The sequence below is a fragment of the Rhodanobacter sp. TND4EL1 genome, from assembly GCF_054061035.1.
Genome location: NZ_JBSSDT010000002.1, coordinates 1106781 through 1127295 on the forward strand (window position 1 = coordinate 1106781; position 20515 = coordinate 1127295).

Genomic DNA, 20515 nt, shown 5'->3' on the forward strand with positions numbered 1-20515 from the left:
TCCCATCCCTGGATCGCCGTGACCGCCGAGCTTGCCACCATCATCGACTTCATCCGTTATGGCGCCAGCCGCTTCTCCGCGGCCGGGCTGACTTTCGGCCACAGTCACGACAACCCCATCGACGAGGCCACGCACCTGGTGCTGGCCAGCCTGCACCTGCCGCCGGACATTCCGCCGGCATATGGCGCGGGCCGGTTGACCACGGCGGAACGCGAGAACGTGCTGGCGTTGATCGAGCGCCGCGTCAGTGAGCGACTGCCGGTCGCCTACCTGGTCGGCGAGACCTGGTTTGCCGGGCTGAAGTTCAAGAGCGATCGTCGCGCGCTGGTGCCGCGTTCGCCGATCGCCGAGCTGATCGAGTCGGGCTTCGCGCCGTGGCTGGACGAGCGCCACATCGAGCGCGCGCTTGACCTGTGCACCGGTTCGGGCTGCATCGGCATCGCGATGGCCGAGTACAACCCGGACTGGCAGGTCGACATCGTCGACATCAGCGACGAGGCGCTGTCCCTTGCGCGCGAGAACATCGTGTTCCAGCACGTCGAAGGTCGAGTCGAGGCCATCCAGTCCGACCTGTTCGCCGGGGTGAAAGACCGTCGCTACGACCTGATCGTCTCCAATCCGCCGTACGTCACCGAAGACGAATACTCGGCGCTGCCGGGCGAGTACGCGCACGAACCGAAGCTGGGCCTCACCTCGGGCGTGGACGGTCTGGACTTGTGCCTGCGCATGCTGGACGAAGCGGCTGACCAGCTCACCGAGAATGGCCTGCTGATCGTCGAGGTGGGTGAAAGCGAGCACGCGCTGGCCGCCTTGCTGCCGGAAGTGCCGTTCATCTGGATCGAGTTCAAAGTGGGTCAGATGGGTGTGTTCGCACTGGAGCGGCGCGACCTCATCGCGCATGCGTCGGCCATTCATGCCGCGGCTGCGGCGCGTCGCGTCGGCTGAGATGGAACTGGCCACGGCGCGACTGCATATCGACGCGCTGCGGCCGGCGGATGCGGAAGGCCTGTTCGCGTGCCGCGCCGATCCCTCGGTGGCGCTTTACCAGGGCTGGTGTCCGATCGATCTGGCCGCCGCCCGCGAATTCATCGTGGCGCAGCCGGCTTCGCCGTCGCATGGCTGGTTCCAGCGTGCCATCCGGCTTGGCAACGGCGGTACGCTGATCGGTGATCTGGGCGTGTGCCTGCCGGAAGATCCGCACGGCTCGGTCGAGTTCGGCGTCAGCATCGCGCCCGCGCAGCAGGGTATGGGTTATGCCAGCGAGGCCGTGCGCGCGCTGATCGCCTGGGTCTTCGGTGAGCTCGGTCGCCATCGCATTCACGCCTCGGTCGATCCGCGCAACCTGGCCAGCATGGCCATGCTGCGCGCACTCGGCATGCGCCAGGAGGCCCATCACCACGAAAGCCTCTGGTTCAAGGGCGAGTGGGTCGATGACGTGATTTTCGCCATGCTCGATCACGAGTGGCGCATGCAACAGGCAAGCGGCCCTCATCACGGTTAAGCTGTGCCGGTTATCCCTTGGACGTCCAAATCTCGTGTCCAGCAATTCGTTCGGCAAACTCCTTACTGTCACGACCTTCGGCGAAAGCCACGGGCCGGCCATCGGCTGCGTGATCGACGGCTGTCCGCCTGGACTGGCGATTGACGCGGATGAATTCCGCCATGACCTGGAACGCCGGGCCACCGGTCGCAGCCGCTACACCTCGCAACGGCACGAGGCGGACGAGGTGGAAATCCTCTCCGGCGTGTACGAGGGCAAGACCACCGGCACGCCGATCGCACTGCTGATCCGCAACACCGACCAGCGCAGCAAGGACTACGGCGACATCGTTCAGACGTTCCGCCCCGGCCATGCCGATTACACCTACTGGCAAAAGTACGGCATTCGCGATCCGCGCGGGGGTGGACGCTCCTCGGCCCGTGAAACCACCATGCGCGTGGCTGCCGGTGTGCTGGCCAAGAAATGGCTGGCCGAGCGCCATGGCGTGCACGTGCGCGGCTGGCTGGCGCAGATCGGCGACATCACCCCCGAAACTTTCGACCGGGAAGCGGTGGAGCAGAATCCGTTCTTCTGGCCAGCTGCGGCGCAGGTGCCGGCACTGGAGGAGTACATCAATGCGCTGCGCAAATCCGGCGACTCGGTCGGCGCGCGCATCAACGTGGTCGCCGAAGGTGTGCCGCCGGGTTGGGGCGAGCCGATCTATGGCAAGCTCGATGGCGACCTGGCCAGTGCGCTGATGTCGATCAACGCGGTCAAGGGTGTCGAGATCGGTGACGGCTTTTCGGCTGTCACACAGCGCGGCAGCGAGCATCGTGACGAAATGTATCTGGACGGCTTTGCGTCCAACCACGCCGGCGGCATTCTCGGCGGCATCAGCAGCGGTCAGCCGGTGACGGCTTCCATCGTGCTGAAGCCCACGTCCAGCATCCTGATTCCCGGTCACAGCGTGAACCTGGCGGGAGAGCCGGTGGACGTGGTCACCAAGGGGCGTCATGACCCCTGCGTCGGCATTCGTGCCACCCCGATTGCCGAGGCGATGATGGCGCTGGTGCTGATGGATCACGCGCTGCGTCATCGCGCCCAATGCGGAGATGTCGGTGTCGTCGCCCCGCGCATCGGCTGATTTTCCATGGCAGCCACCGGAACCATGTCGATGACCGAGAAGCCGCGCGTCTGGGTTTCCCGCCCCACTTTCCCGGACATCATTGCCCGGCTCGAGCCCCATTTCGAGGTGAGCGTCGAGGCCGACGAGCGCAAGTTCAGCCAGCCCGAGCTGGCCGCCCGGCTGGCGCGCCAGGATGCTGCCATCGTCGGCCTCAAGGATCGCATCGGCTTCCTCGAGGTCGCGTCTGCCGAGCGGCTGCGCCTTGTCGCCAACCTGGGCGTTGGATACGACAATATCGATCTGGCGGCAATGACCGCCGCGGGTATCGCGGTTTCCAACACCGCCGACGTGCTCAATGAGAGCGTGGCCGATTACACCTGGGCATTGTTGCTGGGCGCCGCACGCCGGATGCCCGCCGCGGAGCGCTGGCTGCGCGAAGGGCACTGGCAGTCCACCGACTTCAAGGCATGGCTGGGTACCGATGTGCGCGGCCGCACCCTGGGCATCCTCGGCATGGGGCGCATTGGTCAGGCGATCGCAAAGCGGGCGCTTGGTTTCGGCATGCCGGTGATCTATCACAATCGCTCGCCGCTACCCGAGGCGGACGAGCGTGCCTGCAACGCGCATCTTGTCGACAAACAGCAGTTGCTGGGTCAATCGGACTTCCTCGTGCTGGCCTTGCCGCTGAACGCGCAGACCCGCCACGTGGTCGGCGCAGACGAACTGGCGCTGATGAAGCCGACCGCGATGCTGATCAACATCGCTCGCGGCGGCATCGTTGATGATGCCGCGCTTGCCGTGGCATTGCGCGAGAAGCGACTGGCAGGCGCGGCGCTGGATGTATTCGAAGGCGAGCCGAAGCTTCATCCGGCCCTGCTCACGCTCGACAACGTGGTGCTCAGCCCGCATATCGCCAGCGCCACGACCGAAACCCGCCGTGCGATGACCTCGGTGGCAGTGGACAATGTGCTGGCGATGTTTGGCCACGGTCCACATGCCGGACGTCCACCCAACCTTGTCACCCCGAACGTGCCGTGAGCGACACGATTCTCCTTCCCCGAGAGCAAGCCATCCCATGAGTCAGAAGAGCAGTTACAAGGTCGCCATGGTCGGCGCCACCGGCGCCGTCGGCGAGACCCTGCTGGCAATCCTCGCCGAGCGCCATTTTCCGGTGAGCGAGCTGGTGCCGCTGGCCAGCGAACGTTCGGCCGGCGGCAAGGTCAGTTTTGACGGCAATGACGTCACCGTGCAGTTGCTGGACACCTATGACTTCGCCGGAGTCGATATTGCCTTCTTCTCCGCCGGCGGTTCGGTCAGCCGCGAACACGCGCCACGAGCGGCCGCGGCTGGCGCGGTGGTGATCGACAACACCTCGGAGTTCCGCTACCAGGACGACATTCCGTTGGTGATCAGCGAGGTCAATCCGCACGCGATCGCGCACTACACCAACCGCGGCATCATCGCCAACCCGAACTGCTCGACCATGCAGATGCTGGTGGCGCTGGCACCGATCCATCGTGCGGTGCAGATCGAGCGGATCAACGTGGCGACCTACCAGTCCGTCTCCGGTGCCGGCCGCACCGGCATGGAGGAACTGGGCAAGCAGACTGCAGCCCTGCTGAATTTCCAAAGCGTGGAGCCGGGCAAGAAATTTCCGGCCCAGATCGCGTTCAATGTGATTCCTCAAATTGACGACTTCCAGCCCAACGGCTACACCAAGGAAGAGATGAAGCTGGTGTGGGAAACCCGCAAGATTCTGGAAGACGAGTCGATCCAGGTGAATCCGACCGCGGTGCGCGTGCCGGTGTTCTATGGCCACTCCGAGGCAGTGCACATCGAAACCAGTGACAAGATCACGGCCGAGCAGGCCCGTGAGCTGCTCAAGCAGGCGCCGGGCGTGGTGCTGCTGGATGAACGCAAGCCGGGTGGCTATCCCACGCCGGTAGGCGAGGCGGCTGGCGCCGACGGGGTTTTCGTGGGGCGCATACGCGAAGATATTTCGCATGAGCGCGGACTGGACATGTGGATCGTGTCGGACAACATCCGCAAAGGCGCGGCGCTCAACGCGGTGCAGATCGCCGAATTGTTGATCGAGGACTATCTCTGATATGAGCTTTATCCAAGTATCTGTATTTTTTGGATTTCTGTGCTGTGGCATGGCGGGGGCGACCGGCTTGGCCCAGGCGCATCCGGCGGCCTCGACCTCATCACCGACCTCACCGAAGGCAATGCGGAAAGTGGTGCGGAGCGAGGCGGAGATCAAGCGTCTGGAGCGCGAGGTGAAGCGGCAGGAATCGGACAGTCAGCGAGCCAGCGACCGTCTGCAGCAGCAGGACAGCAAGATCGCCGAGTTGCAGAAACAATTGCAGGAGTTGCAGTCGGCTCATGCCGGCGAACAACATTGAAGCAGGACACGGCAGTGAGAACGCGCTGCAGCAATGCGCCGCAAGTATTCGCCACGCCTATTGTTGATTGGCGCTCTTGTAACTAAAGTGGCACCTCAGTTTGGGGCAGTAAACACTATGGCGGCAACGCCAACCTAGAGAGTTGCGTCAGGATCGTTCGGGGGAACACGCATGAATCGTTCGTTGAAATTGTCGGTGCTGATCGCGTTGGCATTGGGCACCAGCCAGGCGATGGCCATGGATCTGGGCAAGATCCAGGTCAAATCGGCGCTGGGGCAGCCGCTGCTGGCGGAGATCCCTCTGCATCCCGACAATCCGGCGGAGTTGCAGGGCCTCACGGTCCAGCTGGCGTCCAGCGAAGAGTTCGCGCGCGCCGGGATCGTGGGCGGCCGCACGTCGATCCCGTTGCATTTCAGCGTGACCAAAGCCGGCGACAGTCGGTCAGTGATCCGCATCACCAGCAGCGCTCCGGTCGACGACCCCTTCCTTGATCTGCTGATTGAAGTGAACGGCAAGGCCGGCAAGAGCGTGCGTGAGTACGCCATCCTGCTTGATCCGCCGAATGCCATGTCGGCGGCTCCCATCGCGGCTTCCCCCGCGCCCGCCAGGCCCGTTCAGCATGCCCGGCCTGCCGCCCCGGCACCTGTCGCGAGTGAACCCAAGGCGGCGACACCGACGCGGACGCCGGCAGCGCCGACCAGCAGCGGCCAGCTGGGGCCGGTTGAGCGGGGCCAGACCTTGTCGGGCATCGCGCGCAATGTGGCACCGTCCGGTGTCGACGTGCAGCAGATGATGCTGGCGATCAAGCAGGCCAATCCGGATGCTTTCTACCGCGACAACATCAATGCATTGAAGAGCGGCGCCGTGCTGCGCGTGCCGACCTCGGCCGAAGCGCAGGCGATGACGATGGCGGCCGCTGCCGCCGAGGTTCGCCGGCAGAACAGCGACTGGCGCGCCGGCGCGCCGGGCAAACCCACCGTCGTGGCCGATGCGGCCACCCGCACGTCCAGTGCCAGCGTCGCCACTCCGAGCGACACCGGCGACCGGCTGGCCCTGGTCCCGGCGAAACAGGACGGCCATGCCGGAAGTCCGGGTACCGGATCAGCTGACAAGTCCGCTGGCAGCTTGCGCCAGGATCTGTTGCGTACGCAGGAAAGTCTCGCCAGCCTGCAACAGCAAAGTTCGGACCTGAAGACCCGGTTGAAGGACCTTGGCGACATCAACAGCAAGAACGAGCGTCTGTTGTCATTGAAGGACAATGAGATCGCCGAGCTTCAGGCGAAGCTTGCAGCCGCAAGGAAAAGCGCCGGTCTGCCGCCTGCTGCCGAATCAACCGTCGCCTCGGCGAAAGAGGCTGGCGCCGAGACTGCGGCGACTTCCGCCGTTTCCGAGCTTGCGCAGAAGGCCGATGTGGGCGCTGCCCCTGCTCATGCGGGCACCGCGAAAGAGCCCGTGACCCCGGCAGCCGTGGCGGGTGCAAGCATTCCCGCGTCCGCCGCGACGACGGTCACCACGCCGTTGGCGGAGCCGGCGGTGGTCAAGCCCGCCGAACCGCCGGTCACCAAACCGGCAGCCAAGCCCGTCACGCGGCATCCGGCAACGACACGGGCAGCCGTGGAGGAACAGCCGTGGTACATGCAGACGTGGGCATGGGCAGCAGGTGCCGGTGCGCTGGTCTTGCTGATTCTGCTTGCCATGTTGGGTCGTCGGCGCAAGCCGGTGGCCACCGGTCCCAAATCCTCGCAGTCGCTGGCCGATCGCTTCGGTTCCACCGCTGGCGTGGCCGAACAGGATTCCGCGGGCGACGACGTCGACCAGGAAGAATTGCTCGACCAACTGGCCGAGCACCCGGATGACATCGGCCTGCATCTGGAACTGGTCACGCTTTACTACTCGCGTCGCGACGTCGATCATTTCGAGGCAGCGGCCGAGGCGATGCATGCCCATATTACGGATCCGCAGCAGGACGAGTGGCAGGATGTGTTGCACATGGGCGAGGATCTCGTGCCCGGCCATCCGTTGTTCGATCACCATGAAGAATTCATCGCGCACGACGACGTCGACCCGCGCGGAGAGTTCGACATCGACGACTACGCCGACAAGTCCCAGGCTTCCCCGGTCCATCCGTCGATGCCGCCGCTGCCGGGTGAGGCACCGAAAAAGGTCAGCGAGTACAACTTCAATTTCGATCTCACCCATCCGTCAGCAGAGGCGTCGGCGCATCCGGAAGCCGCTGTGGAAAATGTGGCCGCGGTTGTTCCTGCGGCAGCGGCGGAGTCGGACTCGGACTGGAACTTCGACGAGGCGGAGAACTTCTCGCACAGTGCGGACCAGGGTCACGATCTTGGCGAGTTCAATGACGATCCGGTGGATACCAAACTCGACCTCGCGCGCGCCTATGTCGACATGGGCGATGCCGACGGTGCTCGCGCCATGTTGGGTGAGGTGATGAATGAAGGCAGCCAGATGCAGCGCGACGTGGCCAAGCGCCTGCTCGACAGTCTGCACTGAGTTTTCTGTCCTGATGTATCGCATCGGGCCGGCCTAGCCGGCCCGATGCCGTTTCGGCCTGTTAATCTTCTGCGCTTCCCTTCAGGTTCTGCACGATCCATGCGTATCGCTCTGGGCATTGAATACGACGGCACCGATTTCTGCGGCTGGCAGCGGCTGAAGTCGGACGCCAGCGTGCAGGGTGCGCTGGAACAGGCATTGTCCAGGGTCGCCGCGCATCCGGTCGAGGTCAGCTGTGCGGGGCGTACCGATGCGGGCGTCCATGGCCGTTGCCAGGTCGTGCATTTCGACACCGAGGCGCCGCGCGACATGCGCAGCTGGATCCTTGGTGCATGTTCCAATCTGCCGGCCAGTGTGGCCGTGCTGTGGGCGCAACCGGTGCTGGACAGCTTCCATGCGCGATACGCCGCGCGCAGCCGGCGTTATCGCTATCACATCCTGAATCGGCCGGTGCGGGCGGCGCTGGATGCCCGCTATGTGACCTGGGAAAGGCTGCCGCTGGATGCCGACCGCATGCACGATGCAGCCCAGGCGCTGCTGGGTGAACATGATTTCAGCGCGTTCCGCGCGTTGTCGTGCCAGGCTGCCCACCCGCGACGCAGCGCACTTGCGGTGAGCGTGAGGCGCGAGGGCGAACAGCTTTTCGTCGACATCGAAGCGAATGCCTTCCTGCATCACATGGTGCGCAATATCGTCGGCTCGTTGCTGTTGATCGGCCGCGGCGAGCGGCCGATCGAATGGCTGGGCGAGCTGCTGGCCGGACGTGATCGGCAGGTGGCCGGTCCGACGGCGCCATCCTCGGGGCTGACCTTCATCGGCCCGCGTTACGAGCGCCACTGGGGACTGCCGGACGAGGTGTGTCTGGTTGATCGCGCGCCGGCGGGATCACCGCCGTGACGCGCATCAAATGCTGCGGCATGACCCGGGTCGAGGATGCGCTGCTGGCCACCCGGCTAGGTGTCGATGCGATCGGCCTGGTGTTCACCGGGCGCAGCAAGCGGCGCGTCTCGCTCACCCAGGCGCGCGCGATCGTCGACGCATTGCCGCCGTTTGTCGCGACGGTGGCCTTGTTCATGGATGACGAGGCAAGCCTGGTGCGCCAGGTGCTCGACGAAGTCCGCCCCACGCTGCTTCAGTTTCACGGTCGCGAAAGCGACGCATGGTGCACCCAGTTCGAACGCTCCTTCCTGAAGGCGATCGCGATGGGCGATGGCGCGGCGGCATCGCCGCGTTTCGACGAGTATCCCCACGCCGCGGCGATCCTGCTGGATAGCCATGCCGCCGGCGAAGCAGGTGGTACCGGCAAGGTGTTTGACTGGCGCACGCTACCGGCCGGTCTGGGTTTGCCCATGATTCTTGCCGGTGGCCTGCATGCCGGCAATGTCGGCGAGGCAATCAGGAAGGCGCAGCCGTTCGCGGTGGATGTGGCGAGTGGCGTCGAGTCGGCCCCGGGCATCAAGGATCCGGTCAAGCTGGCGGCGTTTGTCCGGGCCGTTCGCGAAGTGGATGCGCAACGGTCGTTCAACCCCTAGGTGACCGCGATGGTCGCTCGACGAATGGCCGGGGTCTGCGAATCCGGCGTGCGCCGATGACGGCATCCGGCACGCGCGATAGCATGGCCGGATGATCCTTTCCGGCGACGGATGAACTGCATGCCTGCTGCCATCGAAGAATATCGCCGGACCGCTCAACCGCTCGGACTGGACGAGATCACCGGCCACGATCGCCCGCTGGTGCTGCGTGGACTGTGCCGCGACTGGCCGCTGGTGCGCAGCGCGCTCCAGTCGGATACGACCTTTGCGCAGCAGTTGGCCGGTTGGGACAACGGCACCGAGGTGAATGTCCTGCGGCTGCCCCCCGACGAAGCTGGCGTGGTCGGTTATGACGTCAGCTGCACCGGTTTCAACTACGAGCATTTCCAGGTATCGGTAACCCATGCGTTGCAGCGGTTGGCCAGCTACAGCCGCCAGGCGGATCCGCCCGGGCTGGCTTTGCAGAGCGCACTGATTGCCGATTGTCTGCCGGAGTTTCTGGCCGGGCACGGGTTGCCTTTTCTCGACTCGCGGATCCAGCCGCGACTGTGGCTGGGCAACCGCGTCACCACGCCGGCGCATTTCGACGAATACGCGAACATCGCCTGCGTGGTCTGTGGCAGCCGGCGCTTCACGCTGTTTCCTCCCGAACAGGTGCGCAACCTCTATGTCGGGCCGCTCGATTTCGCGCCCACGGGTGCGGCAATCAGCATGGCCCGACTTGACCAGCTCGACGATCCGCGTTTCCCGCGCCTGCGCGAAGCGCTGGCTCACGCGCAATTCGCCGAACTGCTGCCAGGTGACGCGATCTACATTCCGCCGCTGTGGTGGCACCACGTGGCGTCAATGCAGCAGATCAATGCGCTGGTCAATTACTGGTGGATTCCGGGCATTGGTCGGGGGCGTGCCACGCCGACGGCGCTGGATGGATTGCTGCATGCGATCCTCAGTTTCAAGTCGCTGGATCCGGCCGATCGCGCAGCCTGGCGGCTGCTGCTTGATCATTACGTGTTTGGCGAGGAGGATCCGGCGGCGCACATTCCGGAACGCGCGCGCGGCATCCTCGGTCCGCTGACATCCGAGCGGGTGGGGCAACTGAAGGACATGATCCGTCGCTATTTGTAGCGTGGATTCGCAAAGCTCAGCCGCCCGCCAATTCCTGCCGCAGCCATTGCACCAGGGCGGCGGCGCGCCGATCACCCGAGCGCTGCGGCGTGGCCAGAATCCAGCTGCCGGGAGTCGGCTGGAATCCCCACGGTGCCAGCAGGCGGCCGCTGGCCAGTTCGTCGGCCACCAGCGGTGCCGGCGCAATCGCCACGCCGAGACCGGCGATCGCCGCTTCCAGCAAATGGTAAAGATGCGGAAAGCCGGCTCCGCCGGGCGCGCGTGGCGGCGGCAATCCTGCGCCGAGCAGCCATTCGGACCATGCCTGCGGGCGCGAGGTGGTGTGCAGCACCGGTTCGTCGAGCAGGCATTCGGGTGGTTGGTTCTGCAACGCCGGCCAACCCGGATAACGCGGGCTGACCACCGGGCCGGTCCGTTCCGGTGCCAGTGTTTCCACCTGCCAGCCTGCCGGCCACGGTGGCGCGGCGAGCAGCAACAGCGCGTCCAGATTGCCCAGCTCCGGCGTGGCCGAGGATTCCTGTGCCGACAGATGCAATTGCAGATCGGGCAGGTCATGGGCGAGGCGATCCAGTCGCGGGATCAGCCAGCGCGCCAGCAGGCTGCTGGCACAGCCGAGCACGAAGGGTGCCTGTGCGTTGCGTTGGCGCAGTCCGGCCCAGGTGTCACGCAATTGGTCGAAGGCGGTGCCGATGCCGTCGTGCAGTTGTTCGCCGGCGTCGGTCAGCGCCAGGCCGCGCCCTTGCCGCATGAAAAGTGCGCGGCCAAGCGTGTCTTCCAGCAGGCGCAATTGCCGGCTGATGGCGCCGTGGGTGACGTGCAGTTCCGCTGCGGCACGGCTGACGCCGTGCAGGCGAGCCACTGCCTCGAAGGCGCGCAAGGCATTCAGTGGTGGCAGTTCGCGCCCTGGCATCATTGAGTTTTCCTGACGTATGGTGGCGATCTTATCGCTTTTGTGCAGGCCTGGTGATGCGATAACCTGAGACTTGATCCTGCCCCCGACTATGTGGGGCTCCAGCTTTTCGCACAGGAATCCGCACATGCCGACGATCCAGGACTACCACCGCTGGCCCGACCAGCACGGCCGTTTCGGCGACTACGGTGGCAGCTACGTGGCCGAAACCCTGATGGCGCCGCTGGCCGAGTTGAGCGAGGCCTACGAGCGACTGCGCAAGAATCCGGCGTTCCTCGCCGAACTGGATCGCGACCTGAAACATTACGTCGGGCGACCCAGTCCGATCTATCACGCCGAACGGCTGTCCCAGCACGTGGGTGGCGCGCGCATCCTGCTCAAGCGCGAGGATCTCAACCACACCGGCGCGCACAAGATCAACAACACCATCGGGCAGGCGCTGGTGGCCCGGCACATGGGCAAGCAGCGGGTCATCGCCGAAACCGGTGCCGGCCAGCACGGCGTGGCCAGCGCCACCGTGGCGGCGCGTTTCGGCATGAAGTGCGTGGTCTACATGGGCGCGGTCGACATCGAGCGGCAGAAGATCAACGTCTACCGGATGAAGCTGCTCGGCGCCGAGGTGGTGCCGGTCACGTCCGGCTCGAAGACCTTGAAGGACGCGCTGAACGAGGCGATGCGTGACTGGGTCACCAACGTGGCCGACACGTTCTACATCATCGGCACCGTGGCCGGTCCGCATCCGTATCCGAAGATGGTGCGCGATTTCAACGCGATCGTCGGGCGCGAGGCGCGTGCGCAGATGCTGGAGCAGTACGGCCGCCTGCCGGACGTGCTGACCGCGTGCGTCGGTGGCGGCTCCAACGCGATCGGCCTGTTCCACGAATTCCTCAATGATGCCGACGTGCGCATCGTCGGCGCCGAGGCGGCGGGCGAGGGCATCGCGACCGGGCATCATGCGGCCTCGCTGGCAGCCGGCCGCCCCGGCGTGCTGCACGGCAACCGCACTTACGTGCTGTGCGATGACAACGGCCAGATCACCGAGACGCACTCCATTTCGGCCGGACTCGATTACCCCGGCGTCGGCCCCGAGCATGCGTTCCTGAAGGATGCCGGCCGCGCCGAGTATGTCGGCGTGACGGATGACGAGGCGATGGAAGCGTTCCATCTGCTGGCACGCACCGAAGGCATCCTCGCCGCGCTGGAATCCAGCCACGCGGTGGCCCAGGCAATGAAACTGGCGCGCGAGCTGCCGAAGGACGGCATCGTGCTGTGCAACCTGTCCGGTCGTGGCGACAAGGACGTGCACACCATTGCCGCGCGCGAAGGAGTCCAGGTATGAGCCGCATCGACCGCCGCTTCGCCGCGCTCAAGAGCGCAAGCCGCACCGGCCTGATTCCGTTCGTCACCGCCGGCGATCCGGCGCCCGAACACATGGTTGTCCTGATGCACGCGCTGGTCGACGCCGGTGCCGACCTGATCGAGTTGGGTGTGCCGTTCTCCGACCCGATGGCGGATGGGCCGGTGATTCAGCACGCCAGCGAACGCGCGATCGCGAAAGGTGTCGGCCTCAACGAAGTGCTGGGCTGGGTCGGTGAATTCCGTCAGCGCGATGCCGATACGCCGATCGTGCTGATGGGCTATCTGAATCCGGTCGAGATCCACGGCTACGCGCGCTTTGCGCAGGAAGCGGTCGCGGCCGGTGTCGATGGCGTGCTGCTGGTCGACTGTCCGCTGGAGGAATCGGCGGTGTTGCAACCGCTGCGCGAGGCCGGCCTGCAGCAGATTCTGCTGGCCGCGCCCACCACCGCACCCGTGCGTATGGCGCAGCTGTGCGGTTCGGCCGAAGGCTTCCTGTATTATGTGTCGTTCGCCGGCATCACCGGGGCGGGTCAGCTGAGCACCAGTGACATTGCCGCACGGGTTGCCGACATTCGCGCCCGCGCCAAGGCACCGGTGGCGGTGGGCTTCGGTATCCGTGATGCGGCCAGTGCCGTGGCGATCGGCGGGTTTGCCGACGCGGTGGTGATCGGCAGTGCGTTGGTCGAAAGGTTGGCAGGTGCCACGGATGCGGCGGATATCGCGGATCGAGCACGGGATTTCCTGCAGCCGATCCGTGCGGCGCTGGATGCACACTGAGACGGTCACCTGACCGTTTCGGGTCAGGAACGTTTGAGGTGTTGCGATGAATTGGCTGCAAAAAATCATGACTCCGCGCACCCGTCCGCAGGGTGTCAATGGCGGCAAGGGTTCGGTGCCCGAGGGCGTGTGGGAAAAGTGTGGCGGTTGCGGCACCGTGCTGTACAAGCCGGAGCTTGAGCGCAACCTGATGGTGTGCCCGAAGTGCGGTCACCATCATTACATCAGCGCGCGCATGCGCCTGGACGCGCTCCTCGATGAAGGCTCGGCACAGGAATTGTGGGCCAACCTCGAGCCCACCGATCCGCTGAAATTCCGTGACTCCAAGAAATACCGCGATCGCATCACCGCCACCCAGAAAAAGCTGGGCGAGAAGGATGCGATGGTCGCCATGAGCGGCAAGCTCAAGGGCCGTCCGCTGATGGCAGTGGCGTTCGAGTTTGCCTACATGGGCGGCTCGATGGGTTCGGTGGTCGGCGAGAAATTCGCCCGCGCCGCCGAGCGCGCGCTGGCCGACAAGAGTGCGCTGGTGTGTTTCTCCGCCACCGGCGGTGCGCGCATGCAGGAAGCGCTGTTCTCGCTGATGCAGATGGCCAAGACCTCGGCTGCGTTGGCGCGCCTGCGCGATGCCGGCGTGCCATACATCAGCGTGCTGACCAATCCGACCACCGGCGGCGTCTCCGCCAGCCTGGCGATGCTCGGAGACATCAACATCGGCGAGCCGAAGGCACTGATCGGCTTTGCCGGTCCACGGGTGATCGAGCAGACCGTGCGCGAGACCCTGCCGGAAGGTTTCCAGCGTTCGGAGTTCCTGGTCGACCACGGTGCGATCGACCTGATCGTCGATCGCCGCGAGATGCGCGACAAGCTGGCCGACCTGTTCGGCATCCTGACCCGGGCCGATCGCGCAGCCTGAGCCGGATCGCCTTCGGTTCGCGAGCGATGCCGCCTTCGGGCGGCATCGTCGTATTTGCGTCAGGGTTTTCCACAGCCGCTGTGGAAGTGTTGCGGTAAAGCCTGTGGACAAGCGCGATTCCGCGCTTGCCGATCAGTGACTTGCTACACGCTGGTCATGCATTGCCCACACTGATGTCGTGTGCATCAACGGTTCTCCCCGTTTGCGTGGCACAGTTTTCCACAGCAAATGTGGGTGAGCCATGTACAAGCCTGTGGACAACATCCATTCGCCTTTTGCTGGCGGGCACTTGGCTTGGTTTGTCGCTTTTTTGCGCAGTCGCGCGAAGTTCTCCACAGCGATTGTGGAGCGTGCCGGGTAAAGCCTGTGGACAAGTAGGCTATCTGTCTGAGCGCAAAGGAAGTCACGACGGCGTGCGCAAATACTGCGCAGTGGGCGGGCTCACGCCGCTGTCGGCAACAGCCAGGCCGATGCAGCGCCCAGACCGCCGCCGAGGACGATCGCGGCGAGCACGTCACTGGGATAGTGCAATCCAAGAATCACTCGTGATGCCGCGACCAGCGTGGTGAAAGTCAGCAGCAGTGGCGCCAGTGGCGGATACCAGGCGAGCGCCACCACGGTAAAGCCCACTGCCTGCAAGGTATGGCCGGACGGGAAACTGAATTCATCCAGCGGCGGCAGGTGCGCGATGACGCCGGGGCAGGCGCGGTACGGACGCGGGCGCTTCGTCCAGCGCTTGAGTCCTTGATACAGCAGCAGCGCGACCAGTCCCGTAGCTGCCATGTGCAGCGCGGCGAGCCGACCGCGCTGACCATCGAGCAAGCCCAGCGCGAGCATCAACACGTACCAGAACACGCCGTCGCCCAATCGGCTGATGCCGATGAAGAACCATCCCACCACGCGACGCGCGCCCCAGTGATTGGCGATCATGCAAACCCGACGGTCCAGTGCGAAGCGCGGCCCCGGCGTGAAGTCAGAAGTGGGCAGTGACGGCGGCATGTTCATGCAGGTTCTCCTCGGCCATCTCGCGCAGCAGGCTTTCGAAATCGCGAATCACCGACTCTGGCGAAAGGCCGGCCACGCTGGCGCGGGCGGCGCGGCCCATGTGGCGGATCAGCGCGGGGTTGCTGGCCAGTCGCACGGCGGCGTCGACAAAGGCGCGTGCGTTTCCGGACTCGACGCAATAGCCGTTGATGCCATCCTGCAGATGTTCGCGGGCGGCGCCTTCGGCATAGGCCACGATCGGCAGTCCGGCAGCCAGGCCCTCGATGATCACGTTGCCGAAAGTTTCGCTGAGACTGGGAAACGGGAACATGTCGGCGCTGGCCACGTGCCGGGCCAGTGCCTCGCCGCGCTGCATGCCGGCAAAGATGAAGTCCGGATGTGCCGCCTGCAATGCCGGCCGCGCCGGGCCATCGCCGACCCAGAGGTAACGCGCCTGCGGCACCTGCTGCCGAATGGCGGAAAAGGTCTGGATCGCCAGTTCGAGATTCTTTTCGGCGGCGATGCGTCCGACGTACAGCACCACTGGCGTGGCAGGGTCGACACCCCAGCTGGCGCGCAGCGCTTCATGGCGTCGCCCGGGATGAAACAGCTGCGTATCCACCGCGCGGCGCAACAAGTGTGCATTGGTGATGCCCATGGCGTTCAATTCCCGTGCAAGTGCATTGGTCGGCACCAGCGTGGCCGCGGTGCGCTGGTGGAAGCGGCGCAGGTAGGCACGTATCAGTGGCGTCAGCAGGCCGATGCCGTAGTGGCTGGCGTAATGATCGAAGCGCGTGTGGAAACCGCTGCACAACGGAATGCCCAGTCGCCTCGCGGCCCGCGCTGCCGACCAGCCGAGCGGGCCTTCGGTGGCGATGTAGATGGCGTCGGGGCGTTGCCGCGACCACTGCCGAAACAATGCTCGGCCGGCCGGCCATCCGAAGCGCAGTTCGGGATAGCGGGGCAGGGAAGCTCCACCCAGTTCGGTCACGGCGATGCCGGGCTCGTCGTGATACGGCAGCGGCTGGCGTGGGCGAATCAGCTCGATGTCATGGCCGCGGGCGGCGAGGCCGGCAGCGAAGCCGTGGACGGTCAGCGCGACGCCGTTGATCTCCGGTGGATAGGTTTCGCTGACAATGCCGATGCGCATGATCGTACCCGTGCTGGCTTGACCCAGCATCGCGGCGTGGAGTTGCATCGGCATGGCGGGTGGGTGACGCTGTGCTTACACTGGCACTCAACTATTCGCTGGAGATTGATGATGAAGCGCATCCTGCTTGCCCTTGCGTTGACGGGGCTTACCGGATCGGCCATGGCTGCCGACGCTCCCACGCTGCCGGTCACCCCGGCGCCTGCCGATGCGGAGGTCTACATCATCTCGCCGCTGGACGGCGCCACCGTGGGCCGGGATGTCACCGTGCGTTTCGGTCTCAAGGGTATGGGTGTCGCGCCAGCCGGGGTGAGCAAGGAGCACACCGGTCACCACCATCTGCTGGTCGACGTGAAGCAGTTGCCCGCCGCGGGCCAGCCGATTCCCGCTGACGCGAATCACATCCACTTTGGCGGTGGCCAGACCCAGACCACGCTCAAGCTGAGCCCCGGAACCCACACGCTGCAATTGGAACTCGGCGATCAGAACCACGTGCCGTTCGAACCGGCGCTGGTGTCGAAGAAGATCACCATCGACGTGAAGTGAGCCATGGCGGGGCGGCAGCTTGTTTGGCGTCAGTGCCCGAAGAAAACGGAAGCGCCCAAGCCGGCCCACCAGTCGGGCAATGGGCCGGACAGTCGGTGCCGAAAACCTGCGTCGAGTTGAACCCGACGATCAATCTGCCAGGCCACGCCGGCACCGGCCAGCGTGCCGCCGGTCGAGCCGGCCGGGCGTTGCCATGCCGCTTCGACGTAAAGCGTCACCGCCGGCGTCAGCGAGTGGCTGCGATTGATCGCTACGGTATAGCTGTCCTGGTTGGCGGCCCGGACACTCTCCACGTAGGCGCCGATGCTGTTGGCGGCATCAAGTTGCCAGCCCAGTGCCATGCCCAGCAGATACTGGCGCTGCTCGTTGCGGAATGCGCGGGCACCGTCGGTGAACTCGACGCTTCCGAGCACTCCCCAACTGAACGAGGTGCTGGACGAGGGCAGGGCGAGTTTCAAGGCCAGGTTGCTGTCGCCACGGCCGTGCTGATTGAGCGTGGTTCCAGCGTCGGTTTGGCGCAGGTGGTTGTATGGGGAATTACCCCATTGCAGTTCCAGTGAGCTGCCCAGACCCAGTCGCAGCAGGCTGTCGAGGGTGTATTGGGAAGTGCGGATGCCTTGCCCGCTGTCTTGAGTCCAGGTGGGCAGACCCTGCTCGAGGGTCAGCTCGCCCCGGCCCAGTACGGCCGGATTGAAGCCGAGCCCGGGGCGGTCGTAGCCGGGGTTGTCGGCTCGTGCCGACGTGGTGGCGAACACGCCCACTGCGAGCATGATCGGCAGCCCGGGATGTCGCATCCACGCATGGTGTCGTGGGAGGTTCGGGCGGTTGCCCCGGTATCGGCTAAAATCCATCACCTGGCTTCACTCTTCGCAAAGAATCCCATGACCGTACGCACCCGCTTCGCCCCCAGTCCCACCGGCTTCCTGCATATCGGCGGCGCTCGTACCGCACTCTACTGCTGGTTGGAGTCGCGCCGCCGCGGCGGCGAATTCATCCTGCGCATCGAGGACACCGATCGCGAGCGTTCCACCGACGAGGCGGTGCAGGCGATTCTCGACGCGATGCACTGGCTCGATCTGGATGCCGACGAGGGTCCGTTCTACCAGACCCGGCGCCTGGAGCGTTACAAGCAGGTGGCCGACGAGCTGGTGGCTGCGGGCAAGGCCTACTACGCCTACGAGAGCAAGGCCGAGATCGAGGCGATGCGCGAGACCGCGATGGCGAATGGCGAGAAGCCGCGTTACAACGGCTACTACCGCGACCGCAACGAACCTTTCCGTGAAGACCCCAATCGCGTGATCCGCTTCCGCAACCCGCACGAAGGCTCGGTGGTGTTCGAGGACAAGGTGAAGGGCCGCATCGAGTGGGCCAATACCGAGCTGGACGATCTGGTGATCTTCCGTTCCGACGGCTGGCCAACCTACAACTTCGCGGTGGTGGTCGACGACATCGACATGGGTATCACCGAGGTGATCCGCGGCGATGACCACGTCAACAACACCCCGCGCCAGATCAACATCTACAAGGCGCTGGGCGCGCCGGTGCCGGAGTTCGCGCACCTGCCGATGATCCTGGACAAGGAAGGCAAGAAGCTTTCCAAGCGCACCAGCGCGGTCAGCGTGATGGACTACCGCGCCGACGGCTTCCTGCCGCACGCGATCCTCAATTACCTGGTGCGGCTGGGCTGGTCGCATGGTGATCAGGAGATCTTCTCGCGTGAGGAGATGATCGCTTTGTTCGACATCGGCGATTGCAACAAGGCGGCCTCGCGCTTCGATACCGAGAAGCTGGCGTGGGTCAACCAGCATTATCTGAAGACCGATGAGCCGCAGTCGCTGCTGGCCGAGTTCGAGTGGCACCTGCAGCGCGCAGGCGTCGACATCAACCACGGCCCGGCTCCGGCCGAGGTGATCATGGCGCTGCGTGATCGCGTGCACACGCTCAAGGAAATGACCGAGCGGGCGAAAATCTGGTACGGACCGATTCTCGAGTGGGACGACAAGGCGGTCGCCAAGCACCTGAAGAACGAGACTGCGGTGCTCGTGCTCGAAACCGCGAAGGCGCTGCTCGCCGACTGCGCGTGGCAGCCGGAGCCGATCCATCACGTGATCGAACAGGTCGCGGCGAAGCACGAACTCGGCATGGGCAAGGTCGCCCAGCCGTTGCGGGTCGCGATCACCGGTACCCAGGTATCGCCGTCGATCGACCAGACCCTTTATCTGACCGGACGCGCCGAGGCGCTCAAGCGCATCGACGCGGCCATCGCGCTGGCTCGCGGCTGATTCGGACCCCATGTCGATGACCCGCTGAGCACGACATGGACGAATGGCTGGCCAGGGCCACCCAGGGCGTCGACCCCGACGCGCCGGGGGCGTTCTGGCACGTTTTCTTCAATCTGTTGAATATGGTGCCGTGGGCAGCCATGTTCTGGTGGAACCTGCTGTTTGTTGCGGTAGGTGCCTTGCTTGGCTGGTGGCGCGGGCGATTGCTGGAAAGCATCGTCTGGGCCTGGGTACTCGGTCCGATCGGCTGGATCGTGATCCTCGGCAAACCACGCCAGCCGCCCCGCGCGAAACCACCGCCGCTACCCCATTGATGCCAGCCGGCACCCCACGGGCAGCGGTGTATGATCTTCACGAGGTGACATCTTGAGCCACGACGCCGCCAGCAACCCGCACTCGCACCATGGGCATCATCATGACGATGCCAAAGGCTTCGTGCGCGCGGTCGAGCATGCCAGCGAGGAGCGTGGGCTGCGGCTGACCCCGCTGCGCAAGGAGGTGCTGGAGCTGATCGCCGCTGCACACAAGCCGGTGAAGGCCTACGACCTGCTCGACCAGTTGCGGGAGAAGCATGGCAACGCGGCGCCGCCGACGGTCTACCGGGCGCTGGACTTCCTGCTCGAGAACGGTTTCATCCACAAGCTGGAATCGATCAATGCCTTCGTGTCTTGTCACCACCCGGCCGAGGCACATCAAGTGCCGTTCCTGATCTGCGACGTCTGCTCGAGCGCCCAGGAAGTTTGCGATGAGCGGGTGGCCGAACTGATCGAGGCGCAGGCCAGGGCGCAAGGGTTCCGTCCCCAGGCGCAGACCCTGGAAGTGCACGGCATCTGCCGGAATTGCCGCAAGCCTTGAGTGACAGCGGCAGGGGATGGCGCGGGCCAATGTTATAATGTAACATCCGTCTACCGGGTTCAGAGTCACCACTGTTTGGTGACGCCGGGGCGAGTCGATGAGATCCGAGCAGTCGAGCAAATCCCGTTGGTGGCATCTTGCCGATCGCGTTGGTGCGGTCGCGTCTTTCCTGTGTGCGATCCACTGCGCCTTGCTGCCTTTCGTGCTGGCGCTGCTGCCGCTGATCGGTATGGAGTTCCTGGCTGACCATCGTTTTGAGCGCATCTTCGTGCTGTGTGCCTGCGTGCTGGCTGCGCTGGTGCTGGTGCGTGGCTATCGCCGGCATCGCCGCGCGTTGCCGCTGCGAATGGCGGTGCCGGGGCTGGCCTTGCTGCTGCTGGGCATTGCCTTCATCGACATGGGTTCGCCGATCCTGCACAGCGTGCTGGTGACTTGCGGCGGCCTGATGCTGGCGGCGGCGCACTTCGTCAACTTGCGGCTGGATCGTCATCGCGAGCACGTCCATGTACACAGCCCGCAGTGCGCGCATTGAGTCGTGGTGATTGTGTAACGGCCAT

The 20515-nt window shown here is 65.0% G+C and carries 22 protein-coding genes; 18 read left to right on the forward strand and 4 right to left on the reverse strand.

Going from position 1 to position 20515, the window contains the following annotated elements:
• Positions 1-18 precede the first annotated feature (18 nt).
• The 10 genes from prmB (at position 19) to ACVWWQ_RS11630 (ending at position 10179) form a co-directional block, all read left to right on the forward strand.
• Positions 19-945 carry a 50S ribosomal protein L3 N(5)-glutamine methyltransferase gene (gene prmB / locus ACVWWQ_RS11585; protein ID WP_133947249.1) on the forward strand — a complete coding sequence of 309 codons (927 nt, stop codon included), beginning with the start codon at positions 19-21 and terminating at the stop codon, positions 943-945.
• Position 946: 1 nt separating this feature from the next.
• Positions 947-1501 carry a GNAT family N-acetyltransferase gene (locus ACVWWQ_RS11590; RefSeq protein ID WP_133947247.1) on the forward strand — a complete coding sequence of 185 codons (555 nt, stop codon included), beginning with the start codon at positions 947-949 and terminating at the stop codon, positions 1499-1501.
• A 34-nt stretch (positions 1502-1535) separates the two neighbouring features.
• Positions 1536-2624 (forward strand): chorismate synthase, encoded by a 1089-nt coding sequence (gene aroC, locus ACVWWQ_RS11595; RefSeq protein ID WP_133947245.1) that lies wholly within the window; start codon positions 1536-1538, stop codon positions 2622-2624.
• 30 nt (positions 2625-2654) lie between these two features.
• Entirely contained in the window at positions 2655-3644 is a 990-nt protein-coding gene (locus ACVWWQ_RS11600) for a 2-hydroxyacid dehydrogenase (protein WP_133949224.1), read from the forward strand.
• A 37-nt stretch (positions 3645-3681) separates the two neighbouring features.
• Entirely contained in the window at positions 3682-4713 is a 1032-nt protein-coding gene (locus tag ACVWWQ_RS11605) for an aspartate-semialdehyde dehydrogenase (RefSeq protein ID WP_133947243.1), read from the forward strand.
• 121 nt (positions 4714-4834) lie between these two features.
• Positions 4835-5011 carry a hypothetical protein gene (locus tag ACVWWQ_RS11610; RefSeq protein WP_457383397.1) on the forward strand — a complete coding sequence of 59 codons (177 nt, stop codon included), beginning with the start codon at positions 4835-4837 and terminating at the stop codon, positions 5009-5011.
• Between the two features lie 171 nt (positions 5012-5182).
• Positions 5183-7522 (forward strand): FimV/HubP family polar landmark protein, encoded by a 2340-nt coding sequence (locus tag ACVWWQ_RS11615; protein WP_133947239.1) that lies wholly within the window; start codon positions 5183-5185, stop codon positions 7520-7522.
• 99 nt (positions 7523-7621) lie between these two features.
• The gene (gene truA / locus ACVWWQ_RS11620) at positions 7622-8419 is read left to right on the forward strand and encodes a tRNA pseudouridine(38-40) synthase TruA (protein WP_133947237.1); all 798 of its coding nucleotides are present in this window, start codon (positions 7622-7624) and stop codon (positions 8417-8419) included.
• The gene (locus ACVWWQ_RS11625; RefSeq protein WP_133947235.1) at positions 8416-9054 is read left to right on the forward strand and encodes a phosphoribosylanthranilate isomerase; all 639 of its coding nucleotides are present in this window, start codon (positions 8416-8418) and stop codon (positions 9052-9054) included. The genes truA and ACVWWQ_RS11625 overlap by 4 nt, the downstream gene beginning before the upstream one ends.
• A 120-nt stretch (positions 9055-9174) precedes the next feature.
• A complete protein-coding gene (locus tag ACVWWQ_RS11630; protein ID WP_457383398.1) occupies positions 9175-10179 on the forward strand; it encodes a cupin-like domain-containing protein in 1005 nt (334 codons plus the stop codon).
• Positions 10180-10195: 16 nt separating this feature from the next.
• Here the strand turns inward: ACVWWQ_RS11630 and ACVWWQ_RS11635 are convergent, their stop codons facing one another.
• Positions 10196-11089, reverse strand: a complete 894-nt coding sequence (locus tag ACVWWQ_RS11635) for a LysR family transcriptional regulator (protein WP_133949222.1) — start codon at positions 11087-11089, stop codon at positions 10196-10198.
• A gap of 127 nt (positions 11090-11216) precedes the next feature.
• Between ACVWWQ_RS11635 and trpB the strand changes: the two genes are divergently transcribed.
• The 3 genes from trpB to accD are packed head-to-tail and all read left to right on the forward strand — an operon-like array spanning position 11217 to position 14141.
• Complete coding sequence (gene trpB / locus ACVWWQ_RS11640) at positions 11217-12428, forward strand: tryptophan synthase subunit beta (RefSeq protein WP_133947232.1); 1212 nt, start codon at positions 11217-11219, stop codon at positions 12426-12428.
• Positions 12425-13225: a tryptophan synthase subunit alpha gene (gene trpA / locus ACVWWQ_RS11645; protein WP_133947230.1), complete on the forward strand. Its 801-nt coding sequence runs from the start codon at positions 12425-12427 to the stop codon at positions 13223-13225. The genes trpB and trpA overlap by 4 nt, the downstream gene beginning before the upstream one ends.
• 46 nt (positions 13226-13271) lie before the next feature.
• Positions 13272-14141 (forward strand): acetyl-CoA carboxylase, carboxyltransferase subunit beta, encoded by an 870-nt coding sequence (accD, locus tag ACVWWQ_RS11650; RefSeq protein ID WP_133947228.1) that lies wholly within the window; start codon positions 13272-13274, stop codon positions 14139-14141.
• Positions 14142-14582: 441 nt separating this feature from the next.
• Here the strand turns inward: accD and ACVWWQ_RS11655 are convergent, their stop codons facing one another.
• Together ACVWWQ_RS11655 and ACVWWQ_RS11660 are read right to left on the reverse strand one after the other, a co-directional pair.
• Positions 14583-15146 carry a phosphatase PAP2 family protein gene (locus ACVWWQ_RS11655; protein WP_133947226.1) on the reverse strand — a complete coding sequence of 188 codons (564 nt, stop codon included), beginning with the start codon at positions 15144-15146 and terminating at the stop codon, positions 14583-14585.
• A complete protein-coding gene (locus tag ACVWWQ_RS11660; protein ID WP_133949220.1) occupies positions 15115-16275 on the reverse strand; it encodes a glycosyltransferase family 4 protein in 1161 nt (386 codons plus the stop codon). The genes ACVWWQ_RS11655 and ACVWWQ_RS11660 overlap by 32 nt, the downstream gene beginning before the upstream one ends.
• A gap of 111 nt (positions 16276-16386) precedes the next feature.
• Between ACVWWQ_RS11660 and ACVWWQ_RS11665 the strand changes: the two genes are divergently transcribed.
• Entirely contained in the window at positions 16387-16821 is a 435-nt protein-coding gene (locus ACVWWQ_RS11665; protein WP_133947224.1) for a DUF4399 domain-containing protein, read from the forward strand.
• Between the two features lie 29 nt (positions 16822-16850).
• Here ACVWWQ_RS11665 and ACVWWQ_RS11670 read toward each other — a convergent pair whose 3' ends face one another.
• Positions 16851-17615, reverse strand: coding sequence for a transporter (locus ACVWWQ_RS11670; RefSeq protein WP_457383399.1), 765 nt, complete (start codon positions 17613-17615; stop codon positions 16851-16853).
• Positions 17616-17702: 87 nt separating this feature from the next.
• Between ACVWWQ_RS11670 and gltX the strand changes: the two genes are divergently transcribed.
• The 4 genes from gltX (at position 17703) to ACVWWQ_RS11690 (ending at position 20490) form a co-directional block, all read left to right on the forward strand.
• Positions 17703-19103 (forward strand): glutamate--tRNA ligase, encoded by a 1401-nt coding sequence (gltX, locus tag ACVWWQ_RS11675; RefSeq protein WP_133947222.1) that lies wholly within the window; start codon positions 17703-17705, stop codon positions 19101-19103.
• Positions 19104-19138: 35 nt separating this feature from the next.
• Entirely contained in the window at positions 19139-19417 is a 279-nt protein-coding gene (locus tag ACVWWQ_RS11680) for a hypothetical protein (protein ID WP_099653442.1), read from the forward strand.
• A gap of 52 nt (positions 19418-19469) precedes the next feature.
• Positions 19470-19958, forward strand: coding sequence for a transcriptional repressor (locus ACVWWQ_RS11685; protein ID WP_099653441.1), 489 nt, complete (start codon positions 19470-19472; stop codon positions 19956-19958).
• Between the two features lie 97 nt (positions 19959-20055).
• Positions 20056-20490, forward strand: coding sequence for a MerC domain-containing protein (locus ACVWWQ_RS11690; protein ID WP_099653440.1), 435 nt, complete (start codon positions 20056-20058; stop codon positions 20488-20490).
• Positions 20491-20515 lie beyond the last annotated feature (25 nt).

Coding starts and splice junctions, on each gene's coding strand:
- ACVWWQ_RS11590 (WP_133947247.1), top strand. CDS start 947: ATGGAACTGGCCACGGCGCGACTGCATATCGACGCGCTGCGGCCGGCG.
- ACVWWQ_RS11600 (WP_133949224.1), top strand. CDS start 2,655: ATGACCGAGAAGCCGCGCGTCTGGGTTTCCCGCCCCACTTTCCCGGAC.
- ACVWWQ_RS11605 (WP_133947243.1), top strand. CDS start 3,682: ATGAGTCAGAAGAGCAGTTACAAGGTCGCCATGGTCGGCGCCACCGGC.
- ACVWWQ_RS11610 (WP_457383397.1), top strand. CDS start 4,835: ATGCGGAAAGTGGTGCGGAGCGAGGCGGAGATCAAGCGTCTGGAGCGC.
- ACVWWQ_RS11615 (WP_133947239.1), top strand. CDS start 5,183: ATGAATCGTTCGTTGAAATTGTCGGTGCTGATCGCGTTGGCATTGGGC.
- truA (WP_133947237.1), top strand. CDS start 7,622: ATGCGTATCGCTCTGGGCATTGAATACGACGGCACCGATTTCTGCGGC.
- ACVWWQ_RS11630 (WP_457383398.1), top strand. CDS start 9,175: ATGCCTGCTGCCATCGAAGAATATCGCCGGACCGCTCAACCGCTCGGA.
- ACVWWQ_RS11635 (WP_133949222.1), bottom strand. CDS start 11,089: ATGCCAGGGCGCGAACTGCCACCACTGAATGCCTTGCGCGCCTTCGAG.
- trpB (WP_133947232.1), top strand. CDS start 11,217: ATGCCGACGATCCAGGACTACCACCGCTGGCCCGACCAGCACGGCCGT.
- trpA (WP_133947230.1), top strand. CDS start 12,425: ATGAGCCGCATCGACCGCCGCTTCGCCGCGCTCAAGAGCGCAAGCCGC.
- accD (WP_133947228.1), top strand. CDS start 13,272: ATGAATTGGCTGCAAAAAATCATGACTCCGCGCACCCGTCCGCAGGGT.
- ACVWWQ_RS11655 (WP_133947226.1), bottom strand. CDS start 15,146: ATGAACATGCCGCCGTCACTGCCCACTTCTGACTTCACGCCGGGGCCG.
- ACVWWQ_RS11660 (WP_133949220.1), bottom strand. CDS start 16,275: ATGCGCATCGGCATTGTCAGCGAAACCTATCCACCGGAGATCAACGGC.
- ACVWWQ_RS11665 (WP_133947224.1), top strand. CDS start 16,387: ATGAAGCGCATCCTGCTTGCCCTTGCGTTGACGGGGCTTACCGGATCG.
- ACVWWQ_RS11670 (WP_457383399.1), bottom strand. CDS start 17,615: ATGCGACATCCCGGGCTGCCGATCATGCTCGCAGTGGGCGTGTTCGCC.
- gltX (WP_133947222.1), top strand. CDS start 17,703: ATGACCGTACGCACCCGCTTCGCCCCCAGTCCCACCGGCTTCCTGCAT.
- ACVWWQ_RS11680 (WP_099653442.1), top strand. CDS start 19,139: ATGGACGAATGGCTGGCCAGGGCCACCCAGGGCGTCGACCCCGACGCG.
- ACVWWQ_RS11690 (WP_099653440.1), top strand. CDS start 20,056: ATGAGATCCGAGCAGTCGAGCAAATCCCGTTGGTGGCATCTTGCCGAT.